The 12435-nt window shown below is 43.0% G+C and carries 10 protein-coding genes; 4 read left to right on the plus strand and 6 right to left on the minus strand.

Translation table 11 applies throughout. From position 1 onward, the window contains the following. Window positions 1-3: 3 nt before the first annotated feature. Window positions 4-1008 (minus strand): DUF429 domain-containing protein, encoded by a 1005-nt coding sequence (locus CW735_RS15690; protein ID WP_100972894.1) that lies wholly within the window; start codon window positions 1006-1008, stop codon window positions 4-6. Between the two features lie 128 nt (window positions 1009-1136). Here CW735_RS15690 and CW735_RS15695 point away from each other — a divergent pair, with 128 nt between their 5' ends. Continuing rightward, window positions 1137-1895, plus strand: coding sequence for a DUF2034 domain-containing protein (locus tag CW735_RS15695; protein WP_100972895.1), 759 nt, complete (start codon window positions 1137-1139; stop codon window positions 1893-1895). 215 nt (window positions 1896-2110) lie between these two features. Here CW735_RS15695 and CW735_RS15700 read toward each other — a convergent pair whose 3' ends face one another. Beyond that, entirely contained in the window at window positions 2111-2602 is a 492-nt protein-coding gene (locus CW735_RS15700) for a hypothetical protein (RefSeq protein ID WP_071980534.1), read from the minus strand. A 14-nt stretch (window positions 2603-2616) separates the two neighbouring features. Continuing rightward, window positions 2617-3774, minus strand: coding sequence for a helix-turn-helix domain-containing protein (locus CW735_RS15705; RefSeq protein ID WP_071980535.1), 1158 nt, complete (start codon window positions 3772-3774; stop codon window positions 2617-2619). Window positions 3775-4395: 621 nt separating this feature from the next. Between CW735_RS15705 and CW735_RS15710 the strand changes: the two genes are divergently transcribed. Continuing rightward, window positions 4396-4857 carry a hypothetical protein gene (locus CW735_RS15710; RefSeq protein WP_100972896.1) on the plus strand — a complete coding sequence of 154 codons (462 nt, stop codon included), beginning with the start codon at window positions 4396-4398 and terminating at the stop codon, window positions 4855-4857. A 1-nt stretch (window position 4858) separates the two neighbouring features. Here CW735_RS15710 and CW735_RS15715 read toward each other — a convergent pair whose 3' ends face one another. Beyond that, on the minus strand, window positions 4859-5215 hold the full coding sequence (locus tag CW735_RS15715; RefSeq protein WP_232230503.1) for a type II toxin-antitoxin system RelE/ParE family toxin: 357 nt from the start codon (window positions 5213-5215) through the stop codon (window positions 4859-4861). Next, window positions 5193-5420 (minus strand): type II toxin-antitoxin system Phd/YefM family antitoxin, encoded by a 228-nt coding sequence (locus CW735_RS15720; RefSeq protein ID WP_071980537.1) that lies wholly within the window; start codon window positions 5418-5420, stop codon window positions 5193-5195. The genes CW735_RS15715 and CW735_RS15720 overlap by 23 nt, the downstream gene beginning before the upstream one ends. A 52-nt stretch (window positions 5421-5472) precedes the next feature. Between CW735_RS15720 and CW735_RS15725 the strand changes: the two genes are divergently transcribed. Beyond that, complete coding sequence (locus CW735_RS15725; protein WP_232230504.1) at window positions 5473-7284, plus strand: hypothetical protein; 1812 nt, start codon at window positions 5473-5475, stop codon at window positions 7282-7284. 700 nt (window positions 7285-7984) lie between these two features. After that, entirely contained in the window at window positions 7985-9874 is a 1890-nt protein-coding gene (locus CW735_RS15730; protein WP_198520978.1) for a sensor domain-containing diguanylate cyclase, read from the plus strand. 109 nt (window positions 9875-9983) lie between these two features. Here CW735_RS15730 and CW735_RS15735 read toward each other — a convergent pair whose 3' ends face one another. Continuing rightward, a complete protein-coding gene (locus CW735_RS15735) occupies window positions 9984-12224 on the minus strand; it encodes a penicillin acylase family protein (RefSeq protein WP_100972898.1) in 2241 nt (746 codons plus the stop codon). Window positions 12225-12435: the final 211 nt, after the last annotated feature.

The following is a 12435-nucleotide window of genomic DNA, read 5'->3' on the forward strand; positions in this document are numbered from 1 at the left end:
TATTTAACTGCTCATAAATCGGTACTTAAATTCCTTCTTTCTTGCTTCCGGTTCGACCTCTGTTAGTCCAGTGCAGCGATGCGCTGCACGCGCGTCCCACCCAAGCGGCCAGCGTTTAAACAGGTGTTGATTACAGGCAGGGCAAGCGCGTTGACGTGCAATATTGGAAACAGCCTGTTTTGTCTTCCTTATGGGGTTGGGCTTTGTCGGTAGATTGGCAGCTGCGCTGCTTATTGGCTTAACGTCTGGTATCCAGATAGCATCACCCTTTTCTGGCTCACCAAATGAGATGCGCTCCTGTTCAGGCAAGCTTGCTACCCATGCGGCACTGTAGGCATCCACTCTATCGTGCATTGGTCCAAGGCACATATTATCTGCTTGCGACCAATCGTAGTCGGTTTTAGGCCAACCAGTGTAATGCGACATGGCAGACAGCTGTAACTCAGCCTGATTCCCTTTGCTTTTATGGATATCAGCGACACCTAACTGTTTCACTGTCGCGTGTGGATAGACCTCTATACATTCGGCAACTTTACTCAGTCGCTCGTTCAACGCGAAACCTAACAGCATAAAGATTTGGTGGGCATGAGGCAGGTTTTGTATCGGCTTACCCGCCTCAAGATGTGCAATACCTTTTGCTTTAATCACCATAAAGTCATCGGCAGAAGGTGTGGTGTAACAGCTAATACCCGCCCTATCGAGCGCCTGTTCTGCAAATCTACGATTAAGATGGTTATCCCTTGGCCGAAGCGGTGAGTCGATACCTATTCGAATTGGGTTTAAATGGAATGCCTCGCATACCGTTTCTATGTAACTGGCGACATCTTCTGCAAATGCCTGATTAACCTTGTCATCCAAGGTCCGGGCGTTGCCTAAACCTCTAGGTGGTTTTATTGGGTAACTGGCTAACGGAAACGGCAATAATCGCCCATTTTCTAGAGTACAAATCACCAGTGGCAGGTATTTACCTTTCGCACAAGCGACATCGATACCGATAAACACGTCCATGTTTGTCTCTCCTATCTGTCAGGAATGAATATTTCACTGTTAAACGATACTACACGATTGGAATTAATACCCAATCAAGACATTGCCTGAGTTAATATATTTTCGATATTTAACAAGGATGTTCAATTATGCCAAGAAAAAATACTTCGTTTGCTGACCTTCTTTTCCAAGCGCCGTGGTGGGTTTCGGTGATAACGGCAGCAATTACCTATGTTGTAATGGGTCACCTACTGCCTTCTGTTGAAACTGATAACCAGCTTATCAACATGGTATTTAAGGCACTCGCTATGCCTGCGCCTTATTTTGCAATTTTCATATTATTCATCGCGCCTTTTTCGTTTTTTAATGCGCGTCGTAAAGCCAAGCAATTAGATGCGCAAAAGAGTATTGAGACCATTAGACAACTGCATTGGCGAAACTTCGAAGAGCTAGTGGCAGAAGCCTATCGAAGACAAGGTTATCGAGTAACCGAAGGTGGTTTTGGTGCTGACGGTGGTGTTGACCTAGAACTGAGGAAAGGCGAAGGGCTTACTCTCGTTCAGTGCAAACAATGGAAGGCACAAAAAGTTGGTGTCAGTGTGGTACGCGAGATGTTTGGTGTATTAACCGCCAGTAATGCAGACAAGATTATCGTCATCTGTTCAGGTAAATTCACCCAACAGGCAATAGACTTCGCATCTGATAAGCCTATCGAGCTAATTACCGGAAATGAACTATTATCGCTCGTTAAAGATGCACAGGCAGAGCCCATTATAGCGCCGGTCCAACAGGCATCATGTCCTAGGTGTGGTAGTGAATTAGTTGAGCGACAAGCTAAGCGCGGCACCAATGCAGGTAATACCTTCTTGGGTTGTTCCAGCTTTCCCAAGTGCCGCTACACCGAGTAGTTTTTTGTAAATTATTTGAGGTATGTTGCATTGTTGGAAGATGAAAGCTTTAGCGGATAGTAGAACTGTTTAAACTGCCGAAGCCTTCCTCCAATGGTATTCAGCGTCTCCTAACTGGTCGCGAATATGACCAAGTAAACTCCTTGTTCGGATAGTAGTCACTAGACTCCTTTTCCTGAATGCGGCTTTAGCTTTCGCCAGCGCGTCATACTTTTTTAGGCACATTCAATAAGACGGATAAAATCCTCTACCACGCCTTGGTGAATATGAAGCGGATTGCACTCGTGTATCGCGTAAACCGTACCAATGGCCTCGTCTTTGGAAATAAAACCTTGTTCGGCGAGTTCAAGTAACAGCTTCAACCCTCGCTTCGTTGGTATATTATCTTCCTCGCAAAATTTCAGGAGTGCTTTCTCGTTTGTAATACAAGTTATATCCCCAATACTCTTTGCCAAATACAAGCAAACCTTGTCTTGAAAAGACAATGGCCCATGTTGTGCATTTGATGCTTCAAAAAGAACTTCTAGATCTTCTTCAACTACGTCAAAACCATACTGCAAACAGTCATCATGACTAAGCTGCTCAACTTCACCTAGAATAACTGAAGGTATAACAACTCTTTCAATCTTCTCGGAATACAACGCCAGCATCATTATATCGGCATCGGCATAATCAATGAGGACATTTGCATCTGTTATTACTGGCACTATTTATTCCCGAATTAACCAACCCATGAAGACGCCAGTTGACGCATTTCCTTATTCTGCAGTCTCAGTATCTCTGCCCCACGAGAAAGTGAAATATTGCCACTCTCAACAGCCTTTCTTACAAGGAATGGCAAGCGATCTTCCGTAAAATCAAATACATCAAGATTGAAAGGCTCACTTGCAGTGGTGTACCTATGGTTAATCCTGTAATGGTCGCTTTCAATGCCTACCGGCTCAGTATGCTTCTGAAGAGATTTACGGTAACGGTGTTTAAACTCGATATTGAAATTCATCCAAAGCTTATTTTTCTTTTCAGACGGCATATCTTCCGCGTATCGATAGAGAACAGTCCTCCAACTGACTTTAAATACTTTTTTTACCTTTAAAACCCGATCCACAAAACTTAAGCCGGCCGCTTCATTCCATTCTCTTTCAAAGGCGTCTTGAGGCATGAGGAAATGTGATGCAAATTGATCAGCTTCTGCCTCTTGTTCTTCAATCTCGGTAGTTTGGTCAATATCATATGCATTTAGATGCATCAGGAGGTGACCGAGCTCGTGAGCTGCACTAAATATCCAAGTTTCTACCGGCAGTCTCTTCCAAGTATTAACTATAACAGCGGGTCCGCCTTTTTCTTGCTCACTAACTGACAACCCTAAAAATGAATCAGTTTCCACTTCAATAGAACGGACCTTAATTCCTCTTGCTTCGAGAAGTCCACAAATGTCCAAGACAGGCTCCTTGGGACCCAATCCAAACTTACTTCTGCAATAGTTTGCAAGTTCAGGTATTCCGCAGGTATTACTTTCCTTATAAGCGTAAAACTCATGTAAATCGGCTACTTGCTTGTCTTGAGTAAGCTCTTCTAGAGAATTAAAGTCATACAACCAAGTAACCACATCAGAAATAATTTGTTCCCTAGTTTTAAGCCTTTTGAGTGACCTAAACCGAATATGCTTAAGAGGCTTCACTTCAGCCAGTATTTCTTGAATTGGTACTTGTAGTGCTTGAGCTAGAGCTTTGATTGACTCAGCTCTCGGAGTAGCCTTTCCACGCTCAAGTTTTTGGTAACCACTAAGAGACATACCAGCCTTTTCAGCTAGATCTGACTGATTGTATCGCGCGTTTGAGCGCAATCGCTTTAGATTGTGAGCAATAGCTTGATTGTTCATTGCGGTCTCCTTTAGTAATCATAATAACAAATTATTTAATAATAGCTACTTTATTGAATCAAGGAGACTCGCAATGAACCGTTTAATTTACAATAGATATTGTGCTAAAAACCACTAGAACCCAAGAGCAAAATAGTTGCTGTTAATGACCACTGAAGACATTCAGACTCACCAAGATAAGATACTGAAATAGCTCCTGCGTATTTCGGTGCATCCGAACGGTCGGGGAAATGGGTGATCGGAATGGGCCGGAACATGCAGCTCCACTTTATTACGGATTAAAAGCAAGTATCCACTTTCGATTGCGACTGCACACAATTCACGAACTATAAAGTACACGAATTAAAAATTCTTTGCACAGCAGTAAACAATGGCTAATCAAATTGACCGACATGACATCGATGATACGTTGTATGTATTTAAGCAGGATAACAGTAAACGCTGGTACGCACGTTTTCAGCTGTTTGGGAAATGGTATTGCAAAGCGACAAAACAAAAGGACTTAGAAGAAGCAAAGGCGACCGCTCGATATCTTCGAACTGAGTACAAGATCAAAATTGAAACTGGCACGTATCGACGAGCAAGCGGTTCCGTGATGTTGCACAGAAAGCTATTGAGCAAATGGAGCACGAACTTGCAATGGGCACTGGCAAGGTTGCATACAAGGATTACAGTGGCGCACTGACAAAGTATCACATTCCAGTCTTTGACCGGACCTATATCACATCTATTGACCAAGATAAGCTGAGTGAATTCAACGTAAAACGCAGAGAGATCGCTAAGAAGGATTTATCCAAGTCTACGATCCTCAATCATAACGCAGCTTTAAATATGGTTTTCAAAATCGCATTGGACAATCAGTGGGTGGCTCCAATACAGGTTACGAACCTAAACAATGTAGGTAAGGCTGGAACAAGGCGCGCGTCTTTCACACCAGAAGAATACGAACGTATTTGTGACAAAGTGCTAGAAATGGAAAGAAATGCGCGAAAAGAAGTAACAGCTCAAATCACTCTGGTACCATCGGCTCTACCCCATAAACGGGGGGATCAGTATTTATCCTGTTCTATTAATTTGGGGTAAATCAGACGAGTAAATTAACTTCAAACAAAATCTTTTTCAGATCTTGTCTAGAATCAAAAACTAGAAGAAGAATGACTGTCTTTGTAGACTCTTCAACTCGGTAAAGCACCACATTATGACTATCGACAAGAAGTTGCCTGTATCCGGTTACCCCTAATTCCAGGAGCCTGTCGCTATGAGGCGCAGAATACGGATTTCCAGAGAGTTGAGACTTAACTTTTGATTTAACAGCTCGCTTGGCCTCGTTTGCAACATTGTGATTAAATTTTCTGGTTAAAAATGCATCCAGTTTTTTCAAACAAAGTTTAAAAACCGGCGTCACTTTTATGCTGTATTTAATTGTCGTCAAATGCTTCATCCAGATCAAATAGCCCGTTCTGTCGCGCACTGCGTTCTGACAAATTTATGAGTTTTAATAATGCTATAGTTTGTTGCTGTTCTTCGTAGTCATTCGCATCCTGAATAACATACTTTGGCTTGCCATTTTGCGTGACCAAAATGGGATTATCCAATTCCAGATGATTCGCATGTTCCTTCATGTAAGATACAGTTTGAGTTTTCATAACAATCTCTATTGGTCTAAATATAGACTTATTATAGTCCGATAGACGAAAAATGAAACGGATAGATTTCCGAGTGGACCGCAAATATTTTCATGATATACCTATACCGGAACATTTATTTAATCAAATCGGCTTCAAAATTGAAAACTCTGCATGTTATGCTTCTGCATCAATTCAGCGATTCGAGACTACTTACTTGACAAAGTTTGATAGAGATTTCCCAAAACTAGAGATGCGGCTTGACGCATTTTTTGATGCCATTGATGACGAAGATTACAAACTTGCCCGACTCATTGTAAAAAAGGCGGTCAGGAAATTCCCCCGACATCCTGTTTGCTTCGCGCTTCAAGGGCTAGCAGCTGTATTTATCGATGATGATCATACCGATGGTTATTTGTTTTTTAAGCAAGCAATAAACAGTGGCTACGCACCTGCTTTTGTATATTTTAATTTTGGACTCTGTGCCGAAAAATCTGGCTCAATTGCTGAATCTTTAGCGGCATTTCAAAATGCGCTGGACAGTGCGTCACCGGAAGAACTTCATCAATATGAACCTGCCAGACTCCATCTCCAAGCGATAAGAGAGCAACTTCCCGAACGCCTCACTTTAGAACAGTACCTTATAGACGCCGAAGTTTTTGAAGAAGGTGTTGAATTGTTAGGAAGTCATAAGTTCAGTGAAGCGGCAAACTGCTTTACTCTACTGTTAAAAAGCCAGCCCGAGCATGTACAAAGCTGCGGCAATTTGGGAATTTGTCAGATGTATTTAGGCGATCACTTGTCTGCAAAACGTGCGTTTCATCGAGCATTGGCAATTGATCCAAATTACCTGTTAGCTGAAAATAACCTGACATTATTAAAAGCGCTTGAAGACGGAGAGATAGAAGAGCTTCCAAGATTTGGTATTACCGATTTCTATGCAGAAAAAGAGAAAACCTCAAACCCTGCCACTGAACTCAATCAGGCAATATCACAAGCCATGGGCAACGAGCAGTTTGACTCAATTGAGGATGCCCAAGCATTTGTTGAGAACTATATGAATGAGCATAACAGTTCACCGAATACTGATATGCTTAACCTCACACCAAGCCAAACTCACAAGCTACTTACTGAGCCTTTCGAATCCAGTGATTTACTTAGCTGGCAATTTTCGAATGTTACCAAATTTACATCAGCCCCTGTTTATTGGTTAGCTGTAAATTTAATAGGAGCTTTAGGGGCTGATGGAGTTAAGTGCACCGCCAATGGAAATTTGCCCCGCAATTTATGTCGATCGCTATTCGATAGTTATATGAAAGAGTTTGCTCCCAGCTTTATCGTTTCCAAAATAAATAAAGAGGACGATTTCATTAACCTACATGTAGTTCGCAGCATATTGTTGATTGCCAAATTAATTCGTAAACACGGTGGGCGCTGGAAGCCATTGAAATCAACATGGCAACTTTATGAGCGTATACAGCAAGGTGATAACACAGCTGCGACCGAACTTTATCAAATACTGTTTAAAACGTATGCTACTGAGTACAACTGGGCGTACATTAGTGGTAATGAGAGCGATTGTGCATTCTATCAGTTCAGTATAGGTTACTCATTGTATATGCTTCATCATCTTGGCACTGAATGGCGACATTACCGAGAATACCAGGTACTTTATGAGCAGGCTTTCCCAGATCAAGCAGATCCGTTGCCAGAGCTTTCAAAGATAGAATTTCCCTCCCAGTATATTTTTCATTTCTGGTTCGACTTTGCATGGCAAGTCGGACTAATAGAAAAACGTGAAAGCACCGATGAAAATACAAATGGTTTTTCCAAAGAAATCATAGCTACGCCTCTGTTTATCGAACTGATTTCTTGGCACATATGAATCAGGTGATAAAAAAACGTCATTTACTCTAATCGAATGCGTGCGGCATCAGTAATCATAGCGTCTTCAATAAACATCAATTTATTTGTTATGGCATGGAATTTCAGATCAAAACACGCAGTTTATCTGAATCTGATAGAAAGGGATTCCACCTAAACCTCATCACCTTTGTATGGGGCTTCATGGACTGGGGGAGGGAGAATCGGGTAAAGTGACTCTAAGCATTTTCTTTGCGAAAAGCTGTTAGTCATGCAAAGAATTTGCAAAGCGTCATTATTACAATTTAACCTGCTGACTTAAAATAATTATTTCAAACACTAACTTTTCAAAATCCGTTGCTAGAAATAGCGTGCCGTCCGGATGTCGGCCCATCGCGTGGCGACCAATTAAAAGTCCGGCCTCTGGTACCGTTCTCTTTGAATCTTAACTCATAAACGTCCGCTTTCACTTTTGCGTTACCAACGATCATACCCAACTTGCAAAGGGTGTGAGTGCTCTGCACAGGAAAGTCTTAATGCTAAAGTATCCGTTTTTTGGGTTGGCTCCTCATTACTTTGACATGTAATCAGATAGGCGACAAAATGACTTTGCGCTTAGATTAATCTACTTGATAAGAAAAAAACGCAAAGCAATGGGATGTGTGTATACAGCCAATATTCATACTCTATATCAATGCAAGACAATAAACCGGTACACATTTTTGGAAAAAAGAAAATTAGCAAGAGAGATAAGTAGCAAGGAACAATTAGGCAGACGCCTCGTTGCTCGTATCAGTATTTGGTCCTTATTGGTTGTTTTCATTGCTTCAACGGCGACATTTTTTTCAACTTATCCGAATTACCAACAACGTATTATTACGTCATTACAGCAGGATATAGCCACTGCGTTAGTACCGGCAGAATCCCTGTTTGCACGCGTAACCTCACATGCCGAGACGATGACGTCGCGCTTTCTCGCATATTATCAATATTTTCATACTGACAGTCGGGATAGCGTGGACCAATTTGATCACTGGTTCGAGCAGACGTCACCAGGAGTCACACGTCTAAAGCAGTCTTACTTCGATGGCAAGAATGACAACGACTTTCTCATTAAAGGCATGTCAGCATTCATCGGTAAATCTGAGCAGCCCCTTGATGACGAGAGAAAAGCACGTATTATTGCCGCGACGCTCACGCTCAACGAACTTGGTCCCGCATGGTCAAATAGCGTTAGCAACAGTCACCTTTCTATGCCAGAAAATGCACTTGTTCTGTACTCACAACACAGCGCCTGGGGTCGTCTTGCCGATAAAGACTTAATAATGACAAACTACAGTGTGCTGAAATCAAGCTTGCAGTCTAATAATCCCGCCCGCGAGCCTAATTGGACTGGACTGTATTATGACCGCTCTGCGAACTTATGGACGATAACCTATCAAAGGCCAATAGATTTAGCAGGGCAACACCTAGCAAACGCAAGTTTTGATGTAGAACTGACGCAATTGCTGGAAGATTTGCAGGGACAGCGCCAAGATGCTACACAGTTTATGGTACTAAATCAAAAAGGGGATTTAATTGCGGCCCCCGGTATCAGTGACAAACTCAAAGCCCAGCCGCTATTAAATCATGACAATTATCTCGAGCCGGTATATCAATCAGTGTATCAACTGATGACTCAACGCTCTTTTACAGAAGGACCTGCGGTGTTTGAAGACGCCGTGCCAGGACAGCTGGTTATTGTTCAACCTCTGCCCCGTTTGGGTTGGTGGTACGTTGCTCTTTATCCACAGAATATGATCTCAGAGCAAGCTGGTATGCAGTCATTGCGGGTGTTTACTACGGGTATAATTATGTTGGGGCTTTTATTACTCGTTGTCTACTGGCAAGTCACTCGTGAGGTATCACAGCCTCTTCGACGACTCGCCTCTGTCGCAGCGCAGATGGATTCAAAAAATTATGAAGGCGTAATTACAAATCAAGAGCACGTCTGGAAATTCAAAGGCGAAGTAAAGCTAGCCCTTGACGCCTTTAGAACAATGGCCCGTCGGTTTATAGAAGCGCAACTTAACCTTGAACAACAGGTTCAGACAAGAACCACCGAGCTTGCGCAGGCAAATAGCAAGCTTGAGGAAATAGCGCATATAGATGGCCTAACGGGGCTGATGAATAGGCGTTCATTCGATAGAGATTTACAGGCAGCCTTAAACTCAAACGACAACTATATTTTAGCCTTAGCCGATATTGATGCGTTTAAACCCTATAACGACCACTATGGTCACGAAGCAGGCGATACGGTTTTACGACGCGTTGGCCGATGTTTACAGCAGGTTAACCACGCTCAGGTCTATCGCTACGGTGGAGAGGAGTTTGCTTTGCTGGTGAAAGAAACTAGATTGAATAAATCCCCGACCCTCCTCAATGAGGTTATTACCCTGATTGAAAAGCTAGACATTCGTCACGATTTTAATCATCGAGACGGGAACGTAGTGAGTATTAGCATGGGTACGGTTACAATACATCAGGGACAAACGCCTTCGAATGTCATAAAACTTGCCGATGAAAATCTATACAAAGCAAAGGCAAAAGGCGGCAATTGTTTGATAGGGTAAACAATATGAAGCAATAGTTACTTAACGAAGAGTAACAACGGGTGATGCAGGATAAGATAAATTAAAGCCACACATCACTCACCACCCATCGTTCACTCATCAATGCATACTATCGCAGCCCTGGTTGATAAGTCTCTTCTGCATTCGCCGCGATATCGTCAGCATAAAAATACACATCGCGCAGTTTACCTGAGACATAGACTGCCGCTTGATCGTTATAATGTGGAGAGTTTGGATCGTTACTCAAGCCACCGGCGGTTATCGCCTTAGCCTTTAGCTTTTCGCCAAATTCAACGGCTGCCACAAAGCTATTTCCACGCGTGCCATAAATTCGCTTTGTTTCACCCTGGCCATAATTTTGGCCGTAGGCCGCAAGAGCTCCCCACCGGCCAGACGCAAAACCAACGGGCAAGCTTGGTGCATCATCATCGAAATGCTGTCGAATATCGGGGCTAATGCGTTGAAAGCGATTAATTTCTCCCCATGGGGTCTGCCAGGTTCCAAAGTCACGAGCTAGCTTATCAACAGCCGACTTTAGAGAAATAACGCGCTCCTCATTAGAAGCCATGCTCTCCATATAGGTATAAACACTTACATCAGCAGCTCGCGCTTTATTGCGAACGGCCTGCATCAAATCCATGCCCCAGAAAACAGCAACAGAGGTAGGCACGCTGTCTACGCCGCTGCGGTTGTCCCACGCTTGAAGCGTTGCAATAGGCTCCCGTAATGACGCTTTTCTGGGGTCAGAATCGGGCAAGGACTCAAAAGCTTTAAACAGGGGCGGAAGCAACTCATCAAACCCAGTTAAATGGCTATCGTAAGCGGCATTAATAAGACTATCGATATCAAAATCAGTCGTACTTTCAAGCAAGTTAATTGCGTGAATACCGCGATAGTTTTCAGTGGTACCGGAATAATACGCTGGGTAATCCGATTTTTTAGGGCTGAACTCGGCTGCCGCACTGTAAGGCCAGTTATTGGTATTTTGAATCCACCCGTTACCTGGGTTTTTAATATGGATATGCTCTTCAAGGGGGTGAATGCCTTGCCAATCTGTAGCAGGGTTACTTCCATCTACTGGTTGAGTAAAATCGAAAGCCGTATCTCGACGAGGTACAAAATTACCGTGGAAGTAGGCAATAGTACCATCTGCATCGGCGTATACGGTGTTGTTCGATGAATTCGTTAAGCTTTTCATTGCTGTATAAAACTCATCGTAATTTTGCGCTTTTGTGCGAGTGTACGACTGTATAAGCGCTTTAACCGGCTCCTCCATTAAACGCACAGATACCCACTTATTATTATGTGAGCGCACTATTGGACCGCGATGGGTGAAATAAGCAGTGACTTGCTTTTGCTGCATAGTGCCGTCTTTTGCTTTGTAAGGTAGTTCGATGAGTCGCGTTTCGAGCTTGCGATGCTCATCGCCATATAGGTAGTACAAACCATCCTCTTTTTCGATAACGGTTTCTGCGTATTCGTCTATAACGTCCACGTAGGTTGATGTGTGCATCCACCCCAAACGCTCGTTAAAACCTTGGTAGATAAAGAATTGTCCCCAGGTAGATGCCCCATAGGCATTTAACCCTTCCTCTGATTGCACGTGAGCTTCGTGTCGAAAATAAAAGCTGGTATGAGGATTTACTAAAAGAAGCGCATTACCGTTTTTCGTGCGACTAGGAGCAATAGCAAAGCCATTTGACCCACCTGGCTCTGCGTCTAATTGATTTGTTGTATTCAATGGGTCAGTTTTAAAGGAGACATTTGCCATATCATCACCGTAAAACTCGGCCAATCGGGCCATATTTACGCCGCGCTCAATATCGCCACCAATACTGCCTTCACTAAAGGTGAGCGCCATCCACGGCTCGAAGCGGGTAATGACTTTAGGTTTTACTTCAGGGTGTGTGTAGAGGTAATAATTTAAACCGTCGGCAAACGCCACCATCAATTTTTTAAGCCACTCAGGGCTTTCTTCATACTGCTTTTTAATTTGCTTAGGCTGAATAAACAGCTTCATGCGAAGATCTCGGTATAGTTCATCCTCACCGAGATCTTCAGCTAATCGGCCCATTGCGTTAATATAATTGCGCTCTATTCGATTAAAGTCGTCTTCGGCCTGAGCATACAGCATGCCAAACACAGCATCAGCATCAGTTTTCCCTTTAATATGGGGGATACCCCAGTTATCGCGGGTAATAGTCACGTTCTTTGCCGTTGCTTCCCAGCGCAAAACTTCTTCTGACTTTTTATCAGTTGCCTGATTAGCTGCGGGCGCCTTGTAATCCGACGAGCACGCCGAAACAAACAGAGTCACAAATACTGCAAAACATACCGACAGGCACTTCATCTGCTTTTCCTTATTTTTAGTTGTAAGCAAAACCTACTACTCATTAATTCAACTGTAAAGAAAGCTCCCAAGATAGTCGATTTAACAATAGGAAGGCACAAGTTACAGAAACTGCTGTGCAGTTTTTTATAAGTTTAACGGCTTTTCTGTTTGAGCCTTAGCCTAAAGTATAGTTTTGAATACTTATATATCGCACAACATGTTTTTGTTT

The organism is Alteromonas sp. MB-3u-76 (assembly GCF_002831605.1).
GTDB classification, from domain to species: Bacteria; Pseudomonadota; Gammaproteobacteria; order Enterobacterales; family Alteromonadaceae; genus Alteromonas; species Alteromonas hispanica.